General features: G+C 71.7%; 22 protein-coding genes. 16 read left to right on the forward strand and 6 right to left on the reverse strand.

All coding sequences use genetic code 11. The features are described 5' to 3' along the window. The first annotated feature begins 1 nt into the window (after window position 1). Window positions 2–1,027 carry a hypothetical protein gene (locus ACIBX3_RS14425; RefSeq protein ID WP_397116845.1) on the forward strand — a complete coding sequence of 342 codons (1,026 nt, stop codon included), beginning with the start codon at window positions 2–4 and terminating at the stop codon, window positions 1,025–1,027. 12 nt (window positions 1,028–1,039) lie between these two features. Here ACIBX3_RS14425 and ACIBX3_RS14430 read toward each other — a convergent pair whose 3' ends face one another. Then, window positions 1,040–1,924, reverse strand: a complete 885-nt coding sequence (locus tag ACIBX3_RS14430; RefSeq protein WP_397116847.1) for a polysaccharide deacetylase family protein — start codon at window positions 1,922–1,924, stop codon at window positions 1,040–1,042. A gap of 516 nt (window positions 1,925–2,440) precedes the next feature. On the opposite strand from ACIBX3_RS14430, the gene ACIBX3_RS14435 reads away from it, so the two are divergent. The 3 genes from ACIBX3_RS14435 to ACIBX3_RS14445 all read left to right on the forward strand — a co-directional run bounded on the left by ACIBX3_RS14435 (window position 2,441) and on the right by ACIBX3_RS14445 (window position 5,968). After that, window positions 2,441–3,094 (forward strand): hypothetical protein, encoded by a 654-nt coding sequence (locus tag ACIBX3_RS14435; protein WP_397116849.1) that lies wholly within the window; start codon window positions 2,441–2,443, stop codon window positions 3,092–3,094. 199 nt (window positions 3,095–3,293) lie between these two features. Next, the gene (locus ACIBX3_RS14440; protein ID WP_397116851.1) at window positions 3,294–4,478 is read left to right on the forward strand and encodes an Ig-like domain-containing protein; all 1,185 of its coding nucleotides are present in this window, start codon (window positions 3,294–3,296) and stop codon (window positions 4,476–4,478) included. A 212-nt stretch (window positions 4,479–4,690) separates the two neighbouring features. Continuing rightward, window positions 4,691–5,968 (forward strand): hypothetical protein, encoded by a 1,278-nt coding sequence (locus ACIBX3_RS14445; RefSeq protein WP_397116853.1) that lies wholly within the window; start codon window positions 4,691–4,693, stop codon window positions 5,966–5,968. 57 nt (window positions 5,969–6,025) lie between these two features. Here ACIBX3_RS14445 and ACIBX3_RS14450 read toward each other — a convergent pair whose 3' ends face one another. The 3 genes from ACIBX3_RS14450 to ACIBX3_RS14460 are packed head-to-tail and all read right to left on the reverse strand — an operon-like array spanning window position 6,026 to window position 8,784. Then, entirely contained in the window at window positions 6,026–6,889 is an 864-nt protein-coding gene (locus tag ACIBX3_RS14450; RefSeq protein ID WP_397116855.1) for a fumarylacetoacetate hydrolase family protein, read from the reverse strand. A 33-nt stretch (window positions 6,890–6,922) separates the two neighbouring features. Continuing rightward, entirely contained in the window at window positions 6,923–8,404 is a 1,482-nt protein-coding gene (locus ACIBX3_RS14455; protein WP_397116857.1) for a multicopper oxidase family protein, read from the reverse strand. Further along, entirely contained in the window at window positions 8,401–8,784 is a 384-nt protein-coding gene (locus ACIBX3_RS14460; RefSeq protein WP_397116859.1) for a hypothetical protein, read from the reverse strand. The genes ACIBX3_RS14455 and ACIBX3_RS14460 overlap by 4 nt, the downstream gene beginning before the upstream one ends. Window positions 8,785–8,938: 154 nt before the next feature. Here ACIBX3_RS14460 and ACIBX3_RS14465 point away from each other — a divergent pair, with 154 nt between their 5' ends. From ACIBX3_RS14465 to ACIBX3_RS14475, 3 genes are all read left to right on the forward strand, one after another. Continuing rightward, window positions 8,939–10,105, forward strand: coding sequence for a sensor histidine kinase (locus ACIBX3_RS14465; RefSeq protein ID WP_397116861.1), 1,167 nt, complete (start codon window positions 8,939–8,941; stop codon window positions 10,103–10,105). Continuing rightward, window positions 10,102–10,770: a response regulator gene (locus ACIBX3_RS14470; protein ID WP_397116863.1), complete on the forward strand. Its 669-nt coding sequence runs from the start codon at window positions 10,102–10,104 to the stop codon at window positions 10,768–10,770. Before ACIBX3_RS14465 ends, ACIBX3_RS14470 begins: the two co-directional genes overlap by 4 nt. A gap of 238 nt (window positions 10,771–11,008) precedes the next feature. Further along, window positions 11,009–11,593 carry a hypothetical protein gene (locus ACIBX3_RS14475; protein ID WP_397116865.1) on the forward strand — a complete coding sequence of 195 codons (585 nt, stop codon included), beginning with the start codon at window positions 11,009–11,011 and terminating at the stop codon, window positions 11,591–11,593. 143 nt (window positions 11,594–11,736) lie between these two features. Here the strand turns inward: ACIBX3_RS14475 and ACIBX3_RS14480 are convergent, their stop codons facing one another. Continuing rightward, complete coding sequence (locus tag ACIBX3_RS14480; protein ID WP_397116867.1) at window positions 11,737–12,069, reverse strand: putative quinol monooxygenase; 333 nt, start codon at window positions 12,067–12,069, stop codon at window positions 11,737–11,739. A gap of 239 nt (window positions 12,070–12,308) precedes the next feature. Between ACIBX3_RS14480 and ACIBX3_RS14485 the strand changes: the two genes are divergently transcribed. The 7 genes from ACIBX3_RS14485 (at window position 12,309) to trpA (ending at window position 18,982) form a co-directional block, all read left to right on the forward strand. Beyond that, a complete protein-coding gene (locus ACIBX3_RS14485) occupies window positions 12,309–13,313 on the forward strand; it encodes an ABC transporter substrate-binding protein (RefSeq protein WP_397116869.1) in 1,005 nt (334 codons plus the stop codon). After that, complete coding sequence (locus tag ACIBX3_RS14490; protein ID WP_397116871.1) at window positions 13,310–14,116, forward strand: ABC transporter ATP-binding protein; 807 nt, start codon at window positions 13,310–13,312, stop codon at window positions 14,114–14,116. The genes ACIBX3_RS14485 and ACIBX3_RS14490 overlap by 4 nt, the downstream gene beginning before the upstream one ends. Beyond that, window positions 14,109–14,999: an ABC transporter permease gene (locus ACIBX3_RS14495; protein ID WP_397116873.1), complete on the forward strand. Its 891-nt coding sequence runs from the start codon at window positions 14,109–14,111 to the stop codon at window positions 14,997–14,999. Before ACIBX3_RS14490 ends, ACIBX3_RS14495 begins: the two co-directional genes overlap by 8 nt. Then, window positions 14,996–16,321, forward strand: a complete 1,326-nt coding sequence (locus ACIBX3_RS14500; RefSeq protein WP_397116875.1) for an LLM class flavin-dependent oxidoreductase — start codon at window positions 14,996–14,998, stop codon at window positions 16,319–16,321. Before ACIBX3_RS14495 ends, ACIBX3_RS14500 begins: the two co-directional genes overlap by 4 nt. Further along, the gene (locus tag ACIBX3_RS14505; protein WP_397116877.1) at window positions 16,318–16,833 is read left to right on the forward strand and encodes an NADPH-dependent FMN reductase; all 516 of its coding nucleotides are present in this window, start codon (window positions 16,318–16,320) and stop codon (window positions 16,831–16,833) included. The genes ACIBX3_RS14500 and ACIBX3_RS14505 overlap by 4 nt, the downstream gene beginning before the upstream one ends. Window positions 16,834–16,952: 119 nt before the next feature. Further along, window positions 16,953–18,182: a tryptophan synthase subunit beta gene (gene trpB / locus ACIBX3_RS14510; RefSeq protein ID WP_397116879.1), complete on the forward strand. Its 1,230-nt coding sequence runs from the start codon at window positions 16,953–16,955 to the stop codon at window positions 18,180–18,182. Continuing rightward, complete coding sequence (gene trpA / locus ACIBX3_RS14515) at window positions 18,179–18,982, forward strand: tryptophan synthase subunit alpha (RefSeq protein WP_397116881.1); 804 nt, start codon at window positions 18,179–18,181, stop codon at window positions 18,980–18,982. The genes trpB and trpA overlap by 4 nt, the downstream gene beginning before the upstream one ends. A gap of 73 nt (window positions 18,983–19,055) precedes the next feature. On the opposite strand, the gene ACIBX3_RS14520 is transcribed toward trpA, so the two are convergent. Beyond that, entirely contained in the window at window positions 19,056–19,850 is a 795-nt protein-coding gene (locus ACIBX3_RS14520; protein ID WP_397116883.1) for a GntR family transcriptional regulator, read from the reverse strand. A gap of 103 nt (window positions 19,851–19,953) precedes the next feature. Here ACIBX3_RS14520 and ACIBX3_RS14525 point away from each other — a divergent pair, with 103 nt between their 5' ends. After that, window positions 19,954–21,180: an endonuclease/exonuclease/phosphatase family protein gene (locus tag ACIBX3_RS14525; protein WP_397117402.1), complete on the forward strand. Its 1,227-nt coding sequence runs from the start codon at window positions 19,954–19,956 to the stop codon at window positions 21,178–21,180. A gap of 110 nt (window positions 21,181–21,290) precedes the next feature. After that, on the forward strand, window positions 21,291–22,574 hold the full coding sequence (locus ACIBX3_RS14530; protein WP_397116885.1) for a hypothetical protein: 1,284 nt from the start codon (window positions 21,291–21,293) through the stop codon (window positions 22,572–22,574). The last annotated feature ends 3 nt before the right edge of the window (window positions 22,575–22,577 follow it).

A 22,577-nucleotide genomic window follows, 5' to 3' on the forward strand; every position in this document is an offset into this window, starting at 1 on the left:
CGTGACCCGCTTGGCAGCCCTACTGACGGCGACCCGCTCCCGCAGCGCGCTTGTGGCGGCCGTGCTGGCGGCGGTGCTGGCGCTCGCCGCCTGCACCGCTCCCACCCCGCCATCGGCCGGCGCGTCCGCCGGCCCGGCCGTACAGCGGTTCGAGGTGCCGCGCGGCGCCGGGCCGCACGACGTCGCCCCGGCCGTCGACGGGGGCGTCTGGTTCACCGCGCAGAGCGCGGGTTACCTCGGCCACCTCGACCCCAAGACCGGCAAGGTCACGCAGGTCCCGCTGGGCGACGGCTCCCGGCCGCACGGCGTGATCACCGGCCCGGACGGGCACGCCTGGGTGACCGACAGCGGGCTCAACGCGATCGTCCGGGTGGACGCGGGCACCCGCCAGGTGCGCCGCTACCAGCTCCCCGATGATCGCGCGGACGCCGATCTCAACACGGCGGCGTTCGACGCGGGCGGCGTGCTCTGGTTCACCGGCCAGCGTGGCGTCTACGGGCGCCTCGTCCCGGACACCGGCAAGATGGACGTGTACGACGCGCCGCGCGGCCCCGGCCCGTACGGGATCACGGCCGCCCCGAACGGCGACGTCTACTACGCCTCGCTGGCGGGCAGCCACGTCGCCAGGATCACGCGGGACACCGGCCGCGCCACGGTCCTCGAGCCCCCGACCCCCGATCAGGGCGCGCGCCGCGTGTGGGCCGACAGCGACGGCCGCATCTGGGTCAGCGAGTGGAACGGCGGCCGCCTGGGGCGCTTCGACCCCGCCACCGGCGGGTGGAAGGAGTGGCGGGTCCCCGGCGACGCCCCGCAGCCGTACGCCGTCTACGTCGACTCCGCCGACATCGTCTGGATCAGCGACTTCGGCAGCGACCGCCTGATCAGCTTCGACCCCGCCACCGAGCGCTTCACCCCCGCGAACGGCGAGGCCGCGGGGGTGCGCCAGATCCACGGCCGCCCGGGCGAGGTCTGGGGCGCGGCGTCCGGGCAGGACGCGCTGCTCCTGGTGCGGACCGCCTCCGGATGACCGTCCCCTGGTTCAGAGCACGCCGGGGCCGGCGCCGCTGTAGACCAGACGCGGCGGGTTGCCGCCGAACAGCCGGCTGACTGTGACGAACTTGTAGCCGCGCTTGGACAGCGCCTTCAGCACCTGCGGCATGGCCCGCACCGTCGTCGGGTGGATGTCGTGGAAGAGGATGACGCTGCCGGGACGTACCGATTTGACCGCCTTCCTGGTGACCCTGGCGCTGTCACGGTGGAGCCAGTCCAGGGTGTCCACGCTCCACATCACCATGGGCCGTGAGGTCTGCCTGCGCACGGCGGCGTTCATCGCCCCGTACGGCGGCCTGACGAGCCTCGGCACCATGCCCGTCACGGCCTTGATCATCTGGTCGGCGCGGGCCAGCTGGGCGCGTACCCCGGCGGCCGACAGCCTGGTCAGGTCCGCGTGCGACCACGTGTGGTTGCCGATCTCGTGCCCGGCCGCGACGGTCCGGCGCAGGATGCCGGGGTACGCGGCGACGTTCTGGCCCACGACGAAGAACGTGGCCTGGGCGCGGTAGGCCGCGAGCTGCCGCAGCAGCGCGTCCGTGTACCGGCCGGGGCCGTCGTCGAAGGTGAGCGCCACGCACTTGGCGCGGCGGCAGTCGACCGGGCGCCCGCGGGCGCCCTCGGCGGCGGCGACCATGGGCTCGAGCAACGCCTTCGACGCCTTGGACCACGTCTCGGACAGGCCGGACAGCTCCGTCCACGACGTCTCGGGCACGGGAACGCCGGGTGGCGCCGTCTCGGGTGCGGGCACGCCGGTCCACGCCGTCTCGGGCGCGGGCACGCCGGGTCGCGCCGCCGCTTGGACCGTTCCCGTGCCGGCCGTCAGCAGGCCGGCCGCGCAGGCCGCCGCGGCCAGGACGGCCGTGGCGATCATTCGTGATTTCCCTCGCTTCGCCCCAGCCCGGACAGGCCGGCGCGACCTCGCACCGATGTTCATTGATCCCCCTTGCGCACCGCCCCCGGCGCATCCCCTCTACGCGGTTTTCCGGTGATCTGCCGGAAAACACCCCATGTGCGTTCGACAACCGTCGTGCGTCTCTGGTTCGCGGGATACCGCTTTCCGGATGAGGGATTCGCGTCCTTTTTCCTTGTACGGCCCGGCATTGCGGGTGGCCTGACGGAGGCATTGACCCCAGGTGTGAGCGCGGTTAACATCCGCTTTGCTCCCGAAAATGTCCTGCCAACTCCGAAATTTTTCGACACCTCGGACCCTCATCGGAGACCGTGACATGACCAGGCTCGCCAGGTTGCTGTTGACCGTCGTGGTGGTGGCGCGGCGACCGCCGTCGCCACCCCGGCCGTGCTGCCCAGCTACCTCGGCCCGCCGGAGAGCCGGCGCACCGGCGCGTGAGCTTGATCCGGCCTTCAGGGGCCGGGGATCATGCGGGGAATGGACTACTACCTGATCTCGACCTCGGCATATGACCACTCACCGGCAGGGGTCCTGGTGGAGGAGTTCGTGCTCTGCGAGGACTTCACCGCGGCCGGCATCGACAGCGCCGAATGGGGATCGGAGACGGGTGAATGGTTGCCGGCCCCGGAGGTGAGCCGCGCCATCCGCTCCGACGGAGCCCTGCGCCGGAGGGTGACGCCGGTGAGCCGGCAGGACGCCCATGACGCCTACGCCTACCTCGGCGGAGGCGAACTGCCGGAGGAGGACCGGCTGCGCGGCCACTTCCTGCGCCGCCAGCCCCTTCCCGCGTCCGCGCCGCTCCACCTGGGCACCGCGCCGGCCAAGGCCCGGCGCTACCGCATCCTGTTCGCCGGCGAGCTGGGCGCGGACGGGCTGGCCGGCGCGCAGGCCGCGCTGCGCCTGGAGCCGACCGGCGACCCGCGCGTGGTCGGCAAGGCGTCGGGCAACGCCGACGGCCACGGCTTCACGTGGGAGCTGCGCCGCATCGGGGCCGGCATCGCCTGGTGCGTGGACGTCACCGTACGGCTCGGCGCCGGGCCAATGGCCATGCTCGGCGCGCTGCTCCACCACCATCGGCAGGCCGTCCGTGAGCAAGGGCTGATCCCGGTCACGGTCGAACGCTTCGCCTGAATGTCACATTCCGCCCCCGAGCGGCGTCTTCCCCGACCCCTCTACGTGCCGTCGCCACCGGCCCTGCCACCCGCGCCGAACGGTGACGTCCCGCCGCCGCCGGTCAAGCGCCGCATCCGCGATGGCGGCGCATGCTTGCCGCCATCGCGGGAAGAAACTCCCCGGTGTCCCTATTTGTCGGGCACGGGAGGCATCGACGATGCGGAACGGCCGGACCAGCACGACAATCGCGAGCACCCTCGCCGCGGCGGTGCTCCTGATCGCCGGATGCACCTCCGGCGGCGGCACCACGTCCCCCGCCAAGCCGGCGGAGCAGGGTCCGATCGCCAAGCTGGCGATCACGCCTGCCGACGGCACGAAGAAGGTGCCCCCGGACACCGGGATCAGCGTCAAGGTCACCGACGGCAAGGTCACCAAACTGGCCGTCGCCGACGCCAAGGGCCGCGAGGTGCGTGGCTCGGTGGCCGCGGACGGGACGTGGCGGCCCCGGTGGGCCTTACGCCCCTCTTCCGCCTACACCGTGAGCGCGGAGGCCATGGGCACGGACGGCAAGCCGGTCGCGGCGCAGGCGAAGTTCACCACCCTCAAGCCGAAACGCGTGCTGGAGAGCGGGATGTCGCCCCTGGACGGTGAGAAGGTCGGCGTCGGCATGCCTGTGCAGCTTCTGCTGTCCCAGCCGATCACCGCCAAGAAGGACCGCGCCATGATCGAGCGGGCGCTGGTCGTGCGCATGTCCAAGCCGGTCGAGGGCGCCTGGAGCTGGGTGAGCGACCGGGAGGTGCAGTTCCGGCCGCGCGAGTACTGGCCGGTCGGAGAGAAGGTCACGGTCGTCGCGCACCTGACGGGCCTGCGGGCGGGCCAAGGTCTGTGGGGCACCAAGGACCGCAGCCTGACCTTCACCGTCGGACCCTCGCACATCACCAAGGTCAGCAACGAGACCCACCGGGCGGTGGTGCGGGAGAACGGCGAGGTCGTCAAGACGATCCCGGTCAGCCTCGGCAAGCCGGGCGACGACAGCTACTCCGGGATCATGATCGCCCAGGAGAAGGCCGCCGACATCGTCATGGACTCCGCCACCATCGGCGAGCCGGGCGAATACCGCATCCGCACCAAATGGAACGTCCGGATGACCTACAGCGGCACGTTCTTCCACGCCGCCCCGTGGTCGACCGGCGCCCAGGGCAGCCGCAACGTCAGCCACGGCTGCGTGAACGCCAGCCCGGAGAACGCTCGCTGGTTCTACGAGTTCACCCAGCGAGGGGACATCATCGAGGTCACGGGCACGTCCAGGCAGCTCCAGTTCGGCAACGGCCCGACGCCCTGGGCGAAGTCCTGGGAGGACTGGCTGGCGGGCAGCGCCTTGGGCAAACCCGTCAACGGCTGATCGAGATGGTCCGCCGCCGCTGCCGGCGTATTCGCCGACGGCTTTCCATCAAAGGGTGACCGTTCATGTGGCCGGTGCCCGACGCCGACGTACCCGACGGTGTGCGCGAACCGCAAGACGCGAGAGCACGTCTCCATCCGGTAAAAGGGCACAGAGACCGAATCAAATCGCTGCTGAGATATCCCCCGATTGCCGAATCTCATGGGGGATGCATGCAGAAGAAGATCCAATTACGCTTGGTGGCTCTGGCCGCCTGCGGGCTCCTGCCCTTTCTGGGTACGGGGGCCGCCGTGGCTCAGGCGGCCGACGATCCGGTGCGGAAGGGGCAGTCCATCGACGAGCCCCGTAAGCCGCCGGTGACGGACGAGACCGGTCCGAGGGAGCCGGTACCCGGCGGGTTCGCCGACTGGGGTGCGTTGTTCACCGAGCAGACCCGGCTGAACGCGGTGGCCGACCGCGTCCTCGACACCGCCGAGACCGCCGAGGGGTACGCCGGGATGATTGTCGCCCCGGAGAACCACGAGGTCCGCCTGTACTGGAAGGGCGAGGTGCCGTCGGCCGTCCAGAGCGTGATCGACGAAGGGCGGCAGAAGGCTCCCGTACGGGTGCTTCCCGCCTCGTACAGCCACGCCCAGCTCCAGCGGGAGGCCGAGCAGTGGGCCGAGTCCGGCCAGGTGACGGGGGCGGCGCCGCAGCCGGACGGGAGCGGCGTGCAGGTCTCGGTCAAGGGCGAGGACACCAGCCCGGACGAGCTGCACCGGCCCGGTGGGGCGAGTGCGCCCATCGCGCTGGAACGAGGTGAGGAGCAGCTCAGCCCCGCCTACGACCGGCAGAACGACGTCCCCTCCTACTACGCCGGGGGCCGGACGTGGAACCACCGGGACGGGTCGAGCTGCACCTCCGGGTTCGCGGTCTATGACAAGCACGGCGACCGCGGGTTCCTCACCGCCGCGCACTGCGGCAAGCTGTGGGACCAGTTCTACGACGGCGGCGGCTTCGGCAGCACGGCGAACTACATGGGGGACTATTCCTGGTACATCACGAACCGGGACTCCGCGATCGTCATGGCCAACGCCACCGCCAGAACCTTCAAGGGCGGTCCCACCTCCAGCGTCAGCGCGAAGGTGGTGGCGTTGTGGAAGGCGCACGTGGGCAACTGGGTGTGCAACTCCGGGGCGAGCCTGGGCGAGGTCTGCCAGATCAAGGTGACCGAGGTCGGCTGGAGCGGCACGTACACCAACGGGCAGAAGGTGAAGCACATGGTACGCGCCAAGCACGCCGGCGGCGGCTGCGCCGTGGCCGCCGGCGACAGCGGCGGCCCGATCTTCGCCTACCCCAGCGCGCGGTGGGACGAGATCGCGGCCCAGGGCATCACCTCGGCCTGGGGCAAGAAGGTGTCCTGCGGTGGCCTGGACGGCGGGTGGAGGCTCACCTTCCCGCGCGTCTGGGACGTGGTCCTGGCCTTCGACGCCGCGCTCATGCTGTATTGATCCAGATCGATCGAGACGGACTCCGGGCACATCCACGTGCCCGGGGCCCGGCCCTGTCTATGACGGCAGGAGGCCCCTGACCACGGTGGTGGTCAGGGTGCCGACCTCGCCGATGCCGATCGTCACCGTGTCCCCGTCCTGGAGCGTGAACGGCAGGTCGGGGACCAGACTGGTGCCGGTGGCCAGCACGGCGCCGTCGGGGAAGACGTCCGCCCGGAACAGGAAGCCGGCCAGCTCGTCCAGGCGCCGGTGCAGCTCGGACGTGGACGACTTGCCGTCCCACACCGTCTCCCCGCCTCGGACGATGGTCAGCGTGATGTCCAGCGCGTACGGGTCCGCGACCTCCCACGCGGGCCGGATCGCCGGCCCCACCGCGCACGCGCCCAGGTAGATCTTGGCCTGCGGCAGGTAGAGCGGGTTGACGCCCTCGATGGTGCGCGAGCTCACGTCGTCCACGACCGTGTAGCCGACGATCTCGCCGGAGGCGTTGAGCACCAGACCCAGCTCCGGCTCGGGCACGTCGATCTCCGAGTCGGAGCGCACTGCGATGCGCCCGCCGTCGCCGGTCACCTTCCATGCCACCGACTTGAAGAACAACTCCGGCCGCTCGGCGTCGTAGACGAGCTCGTACACGTCGGCGGCCCGCTCGCTCTCCAGCACCCGCGCCTCACGCGAACGCCGGTACGTCACCCCGGCCGCCCAGACCTCCATCAGCCCGTCCACCGGCGCCAGCCTGCGTACCGAGCCCGACGGGTGCCGGGTGCCGTCCGCCGCCTCGCACCGCTCGCGCAGCTCCCCGGGCGACAGCCGCAGCAGCTCGCCGACGGTGGTGATCCCGGGCAGCTCCACCACCTGTTCGCCGTCATCGACGCCGACCGCGTCCACGCCGGTCAAGGGGCTGACGAACCGTACGATGTGCATGCGCGCTCCTTGCCTTGATCAGATGAATCCAGGCTAGACCACATCGAAATCGGCCATCATCGCCATGTCCTCGTGTTCGAGGTTGTGGCAGTGCAGCATGTACCGGCCCGGGTAACCGGTGAAGCGGGCGAGCACGTCCACGACCTCGTACGGGCGCACGTCCACCGTGTCCTTCCAGCCTCCGTCGGTGGCGAGCGGCGGGCGGCCGTTGCGGGCGAGCACCTGGAAGTGGGCCAGGTGCACGTGGACGGGGTGGTGGAAGTCGCTGGTGAGGCGCCAGATCTCGGCGGTGCCCAGGCGGGGGCGGGCCAGCGGGACGCCGGGCCGGTACGGGTGGCCGTTGATCGTCCAGGCGTTGCCGGTCCTGCGGAAGTCGAACGACCGGGTCGTCACCGCCCGCGGCCGTCCCTCCGATGAGCGGGCCAGGACGCGGGGCACGGCGCTGTCGTCGGCGGCCCGGCGGGTGACGACGAAACGCATGACGTTCCCGGCGGGGCCGTCGGCCAGGGTGTTGACGAGGGTGACCGCGCTGCCGACCGGGTAGGCGGAGAAGTCGGCCACCACGTCGTACCGTTCCCCGGGGGCGATCGGGATCGTGTCGTGGACCACGGGCGCGGTCAGGAGGCCGGCATCGCTGCCGATCTGCGTGAAGCGGCCCCCGGGCGTGAGCGCGAGCCGGTAGCGGCGGGCGTTGGAGGCGTTCAGCAGGCGCAGCCGGTAGCGGGTGGCCGTCACCTCGGCCACCGGCCACGGGGCACCGTTGACGAGGATCACGTCGCCCTCGACGCCCTCCATGTAGTCGGACCCGAAGTGGCCGCCGTCGTGCAGGTCCGGGTAGCGGAACGAGCCGTCCTCGTCGAACGACCGGTCGCAGATCATCAGCGGCAGCTCCCGCTCGCCCCTCGGCAGCGGCAGCGCGTCCTCCTCCTCGTCCCGTACCAGCGCGAATCCGGCCAGGCCGCGCCACACCTGCGGCGCCGTGTGGTCCATCCGGTGGTCGTGGTACCAGAGCGTGGCCGCGGGCTGGTCGACCGGGTAGTGGTAATCCTTCACGAGCTGGTGGTGGGTCTCGGCGTGCCGGTGGTCGTGATGGGCGTAGCCGGCGGGGACCACCAGGTCGGTCGGGTAGCCGTCGGAGTGCGGCGGGTTGACGCCGCCGTGCAGGTGGGTGGAGGTCGGCACGGAGAGCTCGTTGCGGACGGCGATCGTGGCGGGGGCGCCGCGCCGCAGCTCGAAGGTGGGTCCGGGGAAGGTCCCTCCATAGCCCCAGACCTCGGTGGTGGTACCCGGGATGATCTCGACCCGGGCCGCGCGCTGCGTCACCTCGTAGCGGCCGGGACGTACCGGCCGGGCGACCTGCGGGATGGGGAGCGGGACGGTGAAGGGCCGGGGCAGCGGCAGCCTGCTGGGGAGCAGTTGCCCCGAGCTCTCGCCGAACACCCCGCACCCGGCGGCGGCCAGCACGGCCCCGCCGCCCAGCACTCCCAGGAACGTCCGCCGGGAGACGCCGCTCATGACGCGCTCGCGCGGCGCATGCGCCAGGTCCAGCCGGTGAACACGGCCGACATCCCGAAGATCGCCATGCCGAGCGGGAAGTGCAACGCGAGGACCCGGTCCTGCCCCAGCATCACTTGTACGGTCTCCGCCACCACGATGCCGAGGCTGGCCAGGGCGGGCCACGCCGGGCCGCGGCCCGGCCGCCACAGCAGGATCGCGGCCACGAGCTGCAGGTAGAGCAGGCTGTGCGTGACGCCGCCGTTGTTCCTGTGCCAGGTCAGCAGGTCGACGTCGCCGGTGACGAACAGCCCGGCCAGCGCCGCCTGCGCGAGCACCCCGGCCAGGTGCGCGGTCGCGAGCGCCCGCAGCGACCAGACAATCCAGTTCGGTGAGGTCATGTACGGAATCGTCCCGATCCCACACCCGGACCGGCGTCGCCCTGCGGGCGGCACTCGGACGTACTCCCGGGGTCGTACGTCACACACCTGGCCTCAAAAAACGTACGACCAGGGGGTGACGTCCGGTCGGGACACTGTGTCCTACCTTGTGAGGATGAACAGCCGGAAGGTCGACGCTCTTGTGGCGGTGGGCGCGTTTACGGCGATCATGGCGGGCACGTACGCGAACCTGTCGTGGACCGGTCCCGGCGAGCGGCCGCTCGACCCGCTGGGAATGACGCTGATCTGCGTCTCGTCACTGTCGCTGGCCTGGCGGCGCGCGTCCCCGCTGGCCACCGGGATCGTGGCGGTGGCGTGCGGGATCGTCTACTACTCCGCCCACTACCCCGGCGCGTTCGCCGCGGAGCCCGCGCTGGCCGCGATCTACACCCTCGCCTCCCTCGGCCGCAGGAAGGCGGCGATCTGGCTGGCGGCGGCGCTGGCGTTCCCGGTCTACGGGCTCATGGCGCTGGCCGAGGAGGATCCGCCGGCCGGCAACGCGATGACGCTGCTGAGCGGCTGGCTGGTCGCGATGGTCGTGGTCGGCGAGATGGTCAGGAGCCGGCGCGCGTACCTGCGGGCCGTGGAGCAGCGGGCGGAGGAGGCCGAGCGCACCCGCGAGGAGGCGGCGCTGCGCCGGGCGGGCGAGGAGCGGCTGTGGATCGCGCAGGAGCTGCACGACTCGCTCACGCACAGCATCTCGGTGGTCAACGTGCAGGTCGCGGTGGCCATGGAGCTGCTGGAACGCGACCCGTCGCGGGCCCGCGACGCGCTGGCGGCGATCAAGGATTCGGGGCGCGAGGCGATGAGCGAGCTGCGGGCCACGCTGGGCGTGCTGCGGCAGACCGAACCCGAAGGCGTCGAGGCCGGGCTCGCCGGGCTGCCGCGCCTGGTGTCCCGGGCCGAGGGGACGGGGCTGCGGGTGTCGTACGCCGTCACCGGCACCCCGTACGCGCTGCCGCCCGAGGTGGACCGGGCCGCGTACCGGATCGTGCAGGAGGCGCTCACCAACGTGCTGCGCCACGCGGGGGCGGCCTGCTCGGTCGCGGTGACCGTCGGCTACGATCCGGCCGGGATCATGCTGCGGGTGGAGAACGACGGCGAGGCCGGCACGGCCGGGCCGGGAATGGGGTTGATCGGGATGCGCGAGCGCGCGGTCGCCGTCGGCGGGTCGCTCACCGCCGGTCCCGGCGAAGAAGGCTTCGTCGTGCGCGCGGAGCTTCCTGTGCCCGAGCGTCCCGAGCCTCCCGGCCCCGAGCGTCCCGCGCCGGTGCGGGCGTGATCAGGGTCCTGCTGGCCGACGACCAGCCGCTCATCCGCGCCGGGTTCAAGGCCCTGCTGGAGCTGACCGACGACATCTGCGTGGTCGGCGAGGCGGGCGACGGGGCGCAGGCCGTGGAGCTGGCCCGGCGGCTGTTGCCTGACGTGGCGCTGCTCGACGTGCGGATGCCGCTGCTGGACGGCATCCAGGCGACCCGCAGGATCGGCGCCGATCCGGAGCTCGACGGGGTGCGGGTCGTCATCCTCACCAACTACGCGCTCGACGAGTACGTCTTCGCCGCGCTCCGGGCCGGGGCCAGCGGCTTCCTGCTCAAGGACATCGAGCCGGCCGACCTGCTGCAGTCGGTGCGGGTGGCCGCACGCGGCGACGCGCTGCTGTCCCCTTCGGTGACGCGCCGCCTCATCGAGGAGTACGTCAGCACGCCACCCCGGCCGGCGGCCGTCCCCGCCGGGCTGGAGCGGTTGACCGGGCGGGAGCGGGAGATCGTGGCCCTGGTGGGGCGGGGCATGTCGAACGAGGAGATCGCCGAGCAGTTGGTGATCAGCGGGGCCACGGCCAAGACGCACGTGAGCCGGTCGATGGGCAAGCTGGGCGTGCGTGACCGGGCCCAGCTCGTCGTGTTCGCGTACGAGTCCGGGCTGGTGGTGCCGGGCGGGCACGCTTAGATGGCCAGCAGGAACTCGTAGACGTTCAGCAGCCAGACCAGCATCCACAGGAGGACGGCGGGAAGCCGGACCACCCCCCGTCCGGTTCCATCACCAAGCACCCGATACCTCAACACCTTTCCCTCAACGGTGCGATATCTACCCAGTCTGCGCCCCCGTACCGGTCCTTGCACACCCTTCCACCGCCCGCGTCGCGACCCCGCCTGCGCGGACCCGGCACCCGCCGGGCTCGGTACGCATGCCGGCGCCTGCGGACGGGGTGATGGAGGTCTGGGCGGCGGGCGTGACGTACCGGCGCTCGCGCGAGGCCCGGGTACTGGAGAGCGAGCGGGCCGCCGACGTGTACGAGCTCGTCTACGACGCCGAGCGGCCTGAGCTGTTCTTCAAGTCGGTGGTATGGAGGGTGACCGGCGACGGCGGGCGGATCGCAGTGCGTTCGGACTCGGAGATCGACGCCGGCGGGCAGAGCCGTCACCTGCCGGCCGCGGCTGATGCCGCCGATCAGCACGTCGGTGACCAGAGCGCCCCGGTCCTTGTCCAGCCAGGCCGTCACCTGGTTGAGCCGGTTGACGTGGGCGACCGTGAGCCCGGCCGCGCCGGAGGAAACGCTCAGGTCCGCCTGTGCTCGCACGCCGGCGGCCGGGGCCGTCCTCCCAGAGATCACGTAGGAGAGACCGCCGGTGTGGGAGGCGTACCCGTGGGTGTCCTGGCCGGTCCTGGCGGACCAGCCGGGCTCGGCCCGCCAGCCGGACAGCGAGCCCTCGCCGACGGCCCTTTCGTGATCGGCGGGAAGTCAGGGTCTGCCGTGGAGATGGCGTGGTAGACCGGCCAGTCCTGACCGGACAGGTCCGTGACGAAGCCGCTGTGCCCGGGGCTGGCCGGTCCAGCGGTTGCAGGAGCCGGTGCCCGCAGGCCCCGGCCCGATCCGCCTGTTCGCCTGTTCGCCTGCGGCAACGTCCGCGTGGACTAACCCCGCGGCGGCACGGCCAGCTCGCCGAGCTCGGACCAGTCGTCCTGCGGGATCGAGGCGTTGACGATGCGCGGTGTCTCGGCCAGGTGCGGCGGCAGCGTGCGCTGGGCCTGCTTGAAGTGCTCCGAGCGCACGTGCGCCGCCCCGGCCGCGTCGTCGCGGAACGCCTCGACCAGAACGTACTCGTTCGGGTCGTCGACACTGCGCGACCAGTCGAACCACAGGCAGCCGGGCTCGGCGCGGGTCGCGGCGGTGAACTCGCCGGAGAGCTCCGGCCAGCGGTCGGCGTGCTCGGGCAGGATGCGGAACTTGGCGGTAATGAAGATCATCGTGCTGCCTCCAGGGCAGAGATCGGTTACGAGGCGAGCCTAGTAGGCGGGTATTTCATGTATTCCATGTAGGGAAACTTGACTTCACGCTTTCCTGTCCGTAGCTTCGTAGCCATGAGCCAGGGCCACCTTTTCCTGACCCGGCGCCCGCACGTGGACTTCGGCCACGTCGCCAGCGCGCAGTGTCGCTGATCACGTACCGCAGGCAGACCTCTCTCCCTCCCTCAGAGGAACCCGACGTGATCAAGATCAGACATGCCTTCCTGGCCGCGCTCCTGCCCGCCGTGCTGGCCGGCTGCGGCGTGGCCTCCGGTGCCGCGGAGGTGAAGGTGCTGCGCTACCAGGGCAGCGCCGGCGCCGTCACCTTCCCCGAGCTGGCCGAGGAGCTCGGCTACCTCGGCGACGTCAAGCTGAAGTGGGTCGGCAACACCACCTCGGGCCCCCAGGACATCCAGTCGGCCGCCACCGGCCAGACCGACTTCGGCGGCGCCTTCGACGGCGCGATCGTCAAGCTCAAGGCGGCCAAGGCCCCGATCAAGGCGGTGATCGGCTACTACGGCTCCGACAAGGACACCTTCAGCGGCTACTACGTCAACGAGAACAGCCCCATCAAGACCGCCCGCGACCTCATCGGCAAGAAGATCGGCGTCAACACGCTCGGCGCGCACCACGAGGCCGTCATCAAGGAATACCTCAAGCGCCAGGGGCTGACGCCCGACGAGATCAAGCAGGTCCAGCTCGTGGTGATCCCGCCGGTCAACACCGAGCAGGCGGTCCGGCAGGGCCGGCTGGACGTCGGCACCCTCGGCGGCGTGCTCAAGGACAAGGCGCTCGAACGCGGCGGCCTGCGGCCGCTGTTCACCGACGTGGACCTGCTCGGCCCGTTCACCGCCGGATCCGTCGTCCTGCGCGAGGACTTCATCGCCGGCAACCCTGCCACCGTCAAGACGTTCGTGTCCGGCTTCGCCAAGGCCGTGGAATGGGCGCAGACCCGGCCCCGCGCGGAGGTCGTGGCCACGTTCGAGCGGATCATCGCCAAACGCGGCCGCAACGAGAGCGCCGACACCGTGCGGTTCTGGAAGAGCACCGGCATCGCCGGCAAGGGCGGCGTCATCGCCGCGAAGGAGTTCCAGACCTGGATCGACTGGCTGGAACGCGAGGGCGAGATCAAGCCCGGCCAGGTCAAGGCCGCCGACCTCTACACCAACGCGTTCAACCCCTACGCCGGCGGGAGCGCCTCATGACCAAGATCAGCATCCGGGACGTGACCAAGACGTTCCAGGTCAGGGACGCCGGCGAGTCGTTCATCGCGCTGTCCGGCGTCGACCTCGACGTACGCGAGGGCGAGTTCCTCACGCTCCTGGGCCCGAGCGGCTGCGGCAAGTCCACCCTCCTCGACCTGATCGCCGGGCTGTCCGCGCCGACGACCGGTGAGATCCTCATCGACGGCGCGCCGGTCACGGGGCCCGGGCTCGACCGGGGCGTCGTCTTCCAGCAGTACGCCCTGTTCCCGTGGCGCACCGCCCAGGCCAACGTCGAGTTCGGGCTGGAGGCGAAGGCCGTACCCAGGAAGGAGCGGGCGCGGCGGGCCCGTGAGCACCTCAGGCTCGTGGGGCTGTCCGGGTTCGAGGACCGATACCCGCACGAGCTGTCCGGCGGTATGCGGCAGCGGGTGGCGATCGCCCGCAGCCTCGCCTTCGACCCGGACGTGCTGCTGATGGACGAGCCGTTCGCCGCCCTCGACGCGCAGACCCGCGAGTTGCTGCAGGAGGAGCTGGTACGCGTCTGGCAGCACACCGGCAAGACGGTCGTCTTCATCACGCACGGCATCGACGAGGCCGTCTACCTCGGCCGGCGGGTCGCGGTGATGACCTCCAGGCCGGGCCGGATCAAGGAGATCGTCGAGGTGGAGTTCGGCTCGCGCGAGGGCGACCTGCGGGCGGACCCGGCCTTCGGCGAATACCGACACCACGTGTGGCAGCTGCTGCGCGACGAGGTGGCCGCGGCGCAGGCCCAGGAGCGGAAGGTGGCGATCTCCCATGGCTGACGCACGACAGGACACCGCCCTCGCCGGCGACCTGCACTGGTACGACCTTCCCGACGACGAGGCCCACGCCGCCGGCGTCGAGACGGCCCCGGCTCCGGCGCGGGCCGCCGCGCGGCGGCGGCCCGTCGGCCGGGCGGTCCGGCGGGTGGCCGTGAAATCGACGGCCATCCTGCTCCTCCTGGCCGCCTGGGAGGTCCTGCCCAGGCTCGGCGTCGTGGACCGCGTCTTCGTCCCTCCGCTCTCGGAGAACCTCGTCGCCTGGTACGACCTGCTGATCGGCGGCCAACTCCCGCAGCACCTCGAGGCGTCGCTGGTCCGCTCCCTGTCCGGCTTCGGCCTGGCCATCGTGCTGACCATCCCGCTCGGCCTGCTGATCGGCTGGTACCGGCCGCTCGCCGACTTCCTCACCCCGCTGCTGGAAGTGTTCCGCAACACGTCGGCCGTGGCGCTGCTGCCGGTGTTCACGCTGATCCTCGGCATCGGCGAGACCACGAAGATCGCCTTCGTGCTGTACGCGTGCTCGTGGCCGATCCTGCTCAACACCATCAGCGGTGTGCGAACCGTCGAACCCCTGCTGATCAAGTCGGCCAGGTCCATGGGCCTCGGCCCCGCCCGCCTGTTCCAGAAGGTGATCCTGCCCGCCGCCGTGCCCACCATCTTCACCGGTGTGCGGCTCGCGGGGGCGTACTCGATCCTCGTCCTGCTGTTCGCCGAGATGGTCGGCGCCAAGGCCGGGCTCGGCTACCTCATCCTGGACACCCAATCCAGCTTCCGCATCCCCGACATGTACGCCGGGATCATCACGATCTCCGCCCTCGGCCTGCTGTTCAACCTGCTCCTGGTCGCCGTCGAGCGCCGCTTCTCCACCTGGAGGACCACGTGACGAGAAAGCTCCACCTGAACGCGTTCCTCATGGGCGTCGGGCACCACGAGGCGGCCTGGCGGCACCCGCGTGCCGAGCCCGCCCGCATCACCGACGTCCGCCATTACCAGGAACTGGCCAGGATCGCCGAGCGCGGCAAGCTCGACTCGGTCTTCCTCGCCGACGGCGTCGCCCTGCAAGGCAACGTCGCGCACAACGCGCTCGGCGGCCTCGAGCCGCTCACCCTCCTGTCCGCCCTGGCCGCCGTCACCGACCACATCGGCCTCATCGCCACCGTGTCGACGACGTACAACGAGCCGTTCCACGTGGCACGCAAGTTCGCCTCGCTCGATCACATCAGCGGCGGCCGGGCCGGCTGGAACATCGTCACCTCCGCCGGTGAGGCCGAGGCCCGCAACTTCGGCGTCGAACGCCCCTCGCACGCCGCCCGCTACGCGCGGGCCGGCGAGTTCCTGGACGTCGTACGCAAGTTGTGGGACAGCTGGGAGGACGACGCGATCGTGGGCGACCGCGCCGGCGGGCGCTACGCCGACATCGGCAAGATCCACCCGATCGAGCACGCGGGCGAGCACTTCAGGGTCAGCGGCCCGCTCAACACCTCCCGCCCGCCCCAGGGCCATCCGCTCCTGGTCCAGGCCGGGTCGTCGGAGGACGGCAAGGAGTTCGCCGCCCGCCATGCCGAGGCCGTCTTCACCGCCCAGCAGACCCTCCGGGAGGGCCAGGAGTTCTACGCCGACCTGAAGCGCCGCCTGGCCGCGTACGGCCGCGGGCCCGACGAGTTGCTGGTCCTGCCGGGGATCTCGCCGATCATCGGCTCGACCGAGCGCGAGGCCCTGCGGCTGGAGAAGGAGCTGGAGGACCTCATCATCCCCGCGTACGGGCTGGCCCAGCTCGCCCACCTGACCGGCATCGACCTGACCGAGGACGCGCTCGACGAGCCGCTGCCCGACATATCCGTCGAGACCGAGGGCGCGCAGAGCCGCCGCAAGCTTGTCGTGGACCTGGCCAGGCGCGAGCACCTCACGGTCCGCCAGCTCCTCGGCCGCCTGGCCGGCGGGCGCGGCCACCGCGTCGTCGCCGGCACGCCGGAGCAGATCGCCGGCCAGCTCCAGGAGTGGTTCTTCAACGGCGCGGCCGACGGGTTCAACATCATGCCGCCGGTCCTGCCCGGCGGCCTGTCCGACTTCGTCGACCACGTGGTGCCGGAGCTGCAGCTCAGGGGCCTGTTCAGGCACGAGTACGAGGGCCGCACGCTGCGCGGCAACTACGGCCTGGCCCGGCCCCGATCCCGGTACGCCGCGCCGCTGGCGGTGGCCGGATGAGCATCGTCACGCTGGTCGGCAACCCGCGGGAGGGCTCCAGGACGCGGGCCGTCGCCGTCGCGGCCGCCCAGGCGATCGGGGCGCGGATCGGGACGGCCGGGCCCTGCGAGGTCGTGGACCTGTCCGCGCTCGGCCCCCACCTGCTCTCACCGGGCGCGTCTCCCGGGGTGGAGGTGGCGCTGGAGCTGGTGCGGGAGGCGAGCGTGCTCGTGGTGGCCAGTCCCACGTACAAGGGCACCTACACCGGGCTGCTCAAGTCCTTCCTCGACCGCCTGCCGCCGGACGCGCTGGCCGGCAAGGCGGCGCTGCCGCTGCTGGTCATGGGGGATCCCAAGCATGCGCTGGCGGTCGAGGTGCACCTGCGGCCGCTGCTGGTGGAGCTGGGAGCCACCGTGCCCACCCCGGGGCTGGCGGTGCTCGAAGCGCAGCTGCCGATCCTGGAAGAGATCCTGACGGGCTGGGCGGACCGGGTCGCCCCGCAGGTGGTGCTCGAGGAGAAGGCATTGTCGTAGGACTCGGCGGTGGCCGCCGGCGGGCGGCCACCGCTGTTGACGCATCCGAGCTCGTCCTCGTAGTCTTCTAGAACAGCAGCAGTTCTAGAAGACTAGAACTCAGGCGAGAGGAGGCGATGATGCACGGACAAGCCGTGCGGGCACAGCTCTCCGGGCAGACCGGGCCGTATTTCGGCGGTTTCGGCGGCCGGTTCATCCCGGAGGCACTGGTCGCCGCCCTGGAGGAGCTGGACGCCGCCTACCGGGACGCGTCGTCGGATCCGGAGTTCACGGCGCGGCTCGACGAGCTGCACCGCACGTATGTGGGCCGGCCGAGCGTGATCACCGAGGCGCCCCGCTTCGCGCGGCACGCCGGCGGCGCGCGCATCCTGCTCAAGCGTGAGGATCTCAACCACACGGGAGCCCACAAGATCAACAATGCCATCGGCCAAGCGCTGCTCACCGTGCGGATGGGCAAGCCCCGCGTCATCGCCGAGACGGGCGCGGGCCAGCACGGCGTGGCCACGGCCACCGCGGCCGCGCTGCTCGGCCTGGACGCCGTGGTCTACATGGGCGAGGTCGACATGAGGCGGCAGGCGCTCAACGTGGCCAGGATGCGGCTGCTCGGGGCCGAGGTCATCCCGGTGACGTCGGGCTCGCGCACACTCAAGGACGCCATGAACGAGGCCATGCGCGACTGGGTCACCAACGTCGAGAACACCCACTACCTGATCGGCTCGGCCGCGGGGCCGCATCCGTTCCCGACGATGGTGCGCGAGTTGCAGCAGATCATCGGGGAGGAGGCGCGCCGGCAGGTGTTGGCGCTCGCCGGGCGGCTGCCCGACGTCGTGTGCGCCTGCGTCGGCGGTGGGTCGAACGCCATCGGGATCTTCCACGCGTTCCTTGACGATCCGGAGGTGGAGCTGGTGGGGCTGGAGGCCGGGGGCGAGGGGGTCGAGACCGGCCGGCACGCGGCGTCCGTCTCCGGCGGCGCGCTCGGCATCCTGCATGGGACCCGTACGTACGTGCTGCAGGACGCGCACGGGCAGACCACGGAGAGCCACTCGATCTCCGCTGGGCTCGACTACCCGGGGGTCGGGCCGCAACACGCCTGGCTGCACGACATCGGCCGGGTCCGTTACGCGTCGGTGCGCGACGTGGAGGCCATGGAGGCGTTCGCGCTGCTGTGCCGTACCGAGGGGATCATCCCGGCCATCGAGAGCGCGCACGCGCTGGCCGGCGCGATCCTGGAGGGCCGGCGGCTGGGGCCGGACGGGATCGTGCTGGTCAACCTGTCCGGCCGCGGCGACAAGGACATGGACACGGCGGCCCGCTACTTCGGCGTGCTGGAGGAGGGGAGCGGCGAATGAGCGCGCGCGGAACCATTGAGCAGGCCCGCAGGGAAGGGCGGGCGGCGCTCATCGGGTACCTGCCGGTCGGGTTTCCCGACGTCGCCACGTCGGTGGCCGCCATACGGGCGATGGTGGCCGGCGGCGTGGACGTGGTGGAGGTGGGCCTGCCGTACTCGGATCCGCTCATGGACGGCCCGCTCATCCAGCGGGCCACCGAGGCGGCGCTCGCCGGAGGGGTCACCCCGGCGGACGGGTTCACCGCCGTCCGGGAGGCCGGGGCCCCGGCGCTCGTCATGACGTACTGGACGCTCGTCGACCGCTACGGGGTCGCGCGGTTCGCGGCGGACCTGGCGGCCGCGGGCGGCGCCGGGGCGATCACTCCGGACCTCATTCCCGACGAGGCAGCCGCCTGGCACGCGGCGGCCGACGAACACGGCCTGGACCGCGTCCACCTGGTGGCGCCGACCTCCACGCCGGAGCGGCTGGCACTGGCCGCCCGGTCCTCGCGCGGTTTCCTGTACGCGGCCTCCCTCATGGGCGTGACCGGCGAGCGCGATCTGGTGAGCACGACGGCGAAGGACCTGGTCGCGCGGGCGAAAGAGGTCACCGACCTGCCCGTGTGCGTCGGTCTCGGCGTGGGCACCGGCGCGCAGGCCGCCGAGGTCGCGGGCTTCGCCGACGGGGTGATCGTCGGGTCGGCCTTCGTCCGCGCGCTCATGGACGCCCCGGACCAGGCGTCCGGCCTGGCCGCGGTCGAGGCGGTGGCACGGGAACTCGCGGCCGGCGTGCGAAACGCCGTGGGCGCCGGGGCGAGGTGAGACGGCCGGCGTATGAAGGAGCGAGGTCAAGCGTCAAGGCGTAGCGAGACGGCCGGCGTATGAAGGAGCGAGCTCAGGCGTCGAGGCGTAGCGAGACGGCCGGTTCCCGGACCTGCCGCCTGGTGGTGAACACGATGTGGGAGGAGCACATGACCGCCCGATCCGCCAGCACCGCCCGGTCCTCCGCGTCATAGGTGACACGGGTGCTCATCAGCGCCGCGTCGCCGGCCGGCCGCCGCAGCAGGCCGGCCTGCTCCTCCGACAACACGACCGGCCTGATCGCCTCGGTCGCCCACGCCGGCGACACCCCGCACCGCTCCTCGATCAGCCGGTAGAGCGGCGTCCGCTCCAGCTCACCGCCCGTGGGCTCCCCGCCCAGGTCGAGCGGCGTGTAGGACAGCTGGTGGATCACCGGGGAGCCGTCCACGACCCGCAGCCGTTCGATGACCGTGACCTCGGTGTGCGGGCCCAGCCCCAGCTCCGCCCGCACCGCCGCGGGCGGCGGCTCGCGGCGCGTGCCGAGCGGCACCGTCCGCAGATCGATCCCCTGCCCGGCGAGATCCTCGGCGAGGCTGCCCAGGCTGTTCATCTGGTAGGGGATCACGTGGCCCGCCACGAAGGTGCCGAGCCCCTGCCGCTGCTCGATGCGTCCCTCGGCGCTGAGCCGCTGCAACGCCTGCCGCACGGTCATCAAGCTGACCCCGTAGTAGTCGCTCAACTCCCGCTGCGCGGGCAGCGGCTCGCCGGGCGTGAACGCGCCGTCGTCGATCTGGGCGAGCAGATCACGGTAGATGGCCTGATACTTCGGCTCACCCCCCTGCGACCCCGTGAGCCGCGGTCGCGGCTTTCCCTGAGGGAACGTCGGCATGTCTAACTCCCTGCTCAGAACCAAAGCTTATCTTCGCGTACTGGCGCGCCTCCCTGGGAGATGCCATGATCCGGACCACCGCGCCAGTCCAACGAGGTGAGAGATCGTGATCTTCCGTCGAGTCCTGTCCGTCGCCGCCGCGGCGGCGCTCCTGCCCTTGTGGCCGGGCACGGCCGAGGCCGCGAGCCGCGCCATCCGGTTCGCCACCTTCAACGCCTCACTCAACCGCAACGCCGAAGGCCAGCTCGTCGCGGAGCTGTCCACGCCGGACAACACGCAGGCGAAGGTCATCGCCGAGATCGTCCAGCGGGCCCGCCCCGACGTCCTGCTCATCAACGAGTTCGACTACGACGCCGCCGGCGCGGCGGCCCGCCTCTTCCAGGACGACTACCTGTCGATCGGGCAGGGCGGCGCGCGGCCGATCACCTATCCGTACCGGTACACCGCCCCCAGCAACACCGGCATCGCCTCCGGCTTCGACCTCAACAACAATGGCGCCGTCGTGACCACGCCCGGCGCGCCCGGCTACGGCGACGACGCTTTCGGCTTCGGGGCCTTCCCCGGCCAGTACGGCATGGTGGTCTACTCGAAGCACCCGATCGACGTCCGCGGCGTGCGTACCTTCCAGAAGTTCCTGTGGAAGGACATGCCGGGCGCCGCCCTGCCCGACGACCCGGCCACGCCGGAGCCGGCCGACTGGTACTCGCCGGAGGAGCTCCAGGTGTTCCGCCTGTCCTCCAAGAGCCACTTGGACGTGCCGGTCCGCGTCGGTCACCGTACCGTGCACTTCCTGGTCAGCCATCCGACGCCGCCCACGTTCGACGGCGCCGAGGACCGCAACGGCCGCCGCAACCACGACGAGATCAGGCTCTGGGCCGACTACACGCAGCCGGGGCGCGGCGGCTACCTCTACGACGACCGCGGCCGGCGCGGCGGCCTTCCGGCCGGCGAGCCGTTCGTGATCGCCGGCGACCAGAACGCCGACCCCAGCGACGGCGACAGCTACCAGGGCGCCATCCACCAGCTCCTCGACCACCCGAAGATCGACGGCGGGTTCGCGCCGTCGAGCGCGGGCGCGACCGAGGCGGCGGCGCTGCAGGGCGGCGCGAACGCCACCCACAAGGGCGACCCGAAGTACGACACCGCCGACTTCGCCGACACCGCCCCCGGCAACCTGCGCGCCGACTACGTGCTGCCGTCCAAGCGGCTGAGGGTGGGGGGCGGCGGCGTCTTCTGGCCGGTGTCGAGCGACCCGCTGTCCCGCCTCACCGGCGTCTTCCCGTTCCCCAGCTCCGACCACCGCCTCGTGTGGCTGGACGTCAAGCCGTAGGCCCTTTTCCCCGAGGAAATGCCCGGAAAATTGCTTGACGAATTCGAGCGCATATGTGATGGCTGAAAATCGGTGTCGCCTCGCCGGTGAAATTCATAAACTCTGGAAATGTGGAAACTGCACCTCTTCTCACCCATTTCCGGACGCATGACGCCCCGCTGACACTTTCCCGGGGCGGCGACCTGACCTGGGATGACGCGGAGCTCCACCGGAGCGCGCAGCAGAGCGACGCCGAAGGGTACGCGCTGCTCGCGCTGGTCCCCGGTGTGCTCCCGTGGCAGCGCGCCCGCGTGCTGCTGCGTACGCTGGCCGCCTCCCAGGACGGCCTCGACGACCGCACGCGGGTGACCCTGGCCAAGACGGCCAGGGCGCTCATGTTCGGGCTGCCCGCCGGGCACGTGATCACGGCGCTGCTGGCGCTGCGGCGGATGCGGGCCAACCACAAGCACGTCACCCGGGCGGTGCTCGCGTTCGTGCTGGAGCACCCCGAGGCCGGCGCGCTCATCGAGGCACGCAGGCCGGCGCTGGTCGACTGCTTCGAGCACGCGCTCGGCAAGGCGACCGCGCGGGGATGCGCGCGCCTGATCCGCGAGGGTGACACAGAGTCCGCGTATGTGCGGCGGCACCTGCTGCGGTTCGTGGGCGACCCGGGGGCGGCGGTCGAGCGGGTGCGGGCGCTCTACGCGCCCGGCACGTACGGTGCCGTGGCGCCGGGCGAGGTGCCGGCGCCGCTCGACCCGGCCAGGGAGCAGGTGCAGACCGTGACGCCGACCAACCGCGGCGACGTCGCGGCGACGCTGGTGCACCTGTACCGGGGCGGACCGGTAGGCGAACTGCGGCCGGCCCTGGCCGGGTACGTGGCCGAGGCGACGCGCGGGCTGCCGCGTCTGGCGGCGAGCGTGGCCGTGGTGCTGGACACCTCCGCCTCCATGCGCGGGCACGGCGAGCGCGAGTGGGCCGTCATGTCGCAGGCCGCGGCGCTCCGGCTGGTGCTGGAGACGGTCTGCGACCGGCTCACCGTGATCGAGGCCGGGGCCGCCGAGGACGCGCCCGCCGGCCCGACCGACCTGGCGAACGCCCTGCTCGACGCGCTGGACACCGGGCCCGACCTGGTGGTGGTCGTCACCGACGGCTACGAGAACGTCATGCCGGGCGACCTGGCCAGGGTCGTGGCCACGCTGCCGCGCGCCGGCGTCACGACGCCCGTGGTGCTGTGCCAGGCGATGTTCACCCGGGGCGACGACCTGACGTTCCGCGACCCGGCGCCGGAGCTGCCGCGGCAACCGTTCTGGCACCAGGACGACTTCGCCGGGATGCTGCCGTGGATCTTCGCCCACTGCGGGGGCGCGGGCGGCGAATGGATCCGCGCCACCACGCTGAGCCGACTGGGCTGAGCC

This window comes from Nonomuraea sp. NPDC049480, from assembly GCF_044465905.1.
Taxonomy (GTDB): Bacteria; Actinomycetota; Actinomycetes; order Streptosporangiales; family Streptosporangiaceae; genus Nonomuraea.

What these genes read in the sequence shown, in the direction of transcription:
- ACIBX3_RS14475 (WP_397116865.1), top strand. Translation starts at nt 11,009, where the DNA reads ATGCCGGCGCCTGCGGACGGGGTGATGGAGGTCTGGGCGGCGGGCGTG.
- ACIBX3_RS14445 (WP_397116853.1), top strand. Translation starts at nt 4,691, where the DNA reads ATGCAGAAGAAGATCCAATTACGCTTGGTGGCTCTGGCCGCCTGCGGG.
- ACIBX3_RS14460 (WP_397116859.1), bottom strand. Translation starts at nt 8,784, where the DNA reads ATGACCTCACCGAACTGGATTGTCTGGTCGCTGCGGGCGCTCGCGACC.
- ACIBX3_RS14520 (WP_397116883.1), bottom strand. Translation starts at nt 19,850, where the DNA reads ATGCCGACGTTCCCTCAGGGAAAGCCGCGACCGCGGCTCACGGGGTCG.
- ACIBX3_RS14435 (WP_397116849.1), top strand. Translation starts at nt 2,441, where the DNA reads ATGGACTACTACCTGATCTCGACCTCGGCATATGACCACTCACCGGCA.
- trpB (WP_397116879.1), top strand. Translation starts at nt 16,953, where the DNA reads ATGCACGGACAAGCCGTGCGGGCACAGCTCTCCGGGCAGACCGGGCCG.
- ACIBX3_RS14465 (WP_397116861.1), top strand. Translation starts at nt 8,939, where the DNA reads ATGAACAGCCGGAAGGTCGACGCTCTTGTGGCGGTGGGCGCGTTTACG.
- ACIBX3_RS14505 (WP_397116877.1), top strand. Translation starts at nt 16,318, where the DNA reads ATGAGCATCGTCACGCTGGTCGGCAACCCGCGGGAGGGCTCCAGGACG.
- trpA (WP_397116881.1), top strand. Translation starts at nt 18,179, where the DNA reads ATGAGCGCGCGCGGAACCATTGAGCAGGCCCGCAGGGAAGGGCGGGCG.
- ACIBX3_RS14430 (WP_397116847.1), bottom strand. Translation starts at nt 1,924, where the DNA reads ATGATCGCCACGGCCGTCCTGGCCGCGGCGGCCTGCGCGGCCGGCCTG.
- ACIBX3_RS14450 (WP_397116855.1), bottom strand. Translation starts at nt 6,889, where the DNA reads ATGCACATCGTACGGTTCGTCAGCCCCTTGACCGGCGTGGACGCGGTC.
- ACIBX3_RS14495 (WP_397116873.1), top strand. Translation starts at nt 14,109, where the DNA reads ATGGCTGACGCACGACAGGACACCGCCCTCGCCGGCGACCTGCACTGG.
- ACIBX3_RS14440 (WP_397116851.1), top strand. Translation starts at nt 3,294, where the DNA reads ATGCGGAACGGCCGGACCAGCACGACAATCGCGAGCACCCTCGCCGCG.
- ACIBX3_RS14480 (WP_397116867.1), bottom strand. Translation starts at nt 12,069, where the DNA reads ATGATCTTCATTACCGCCAAGTTCCGCATCCTGCCCGAGCACGCCGAC.
- ACIBX3_RS14490 (WP_397116871.1), top strand. Translation starts at nt 13,310, where the DNA reads ATGACCAAGATCAGCATCCGGGACGTGACCAAGACGTTCCAGGTCAGG.
- ACIBX3_RS14455 (WP_397116857.1), bottom strand. Translation starts at nt 8,404, where the DNA reads ATGAGCGGCGTCTCCCGGCGGACGTTCCTGGGAGTGCTGGGCGGCGGG.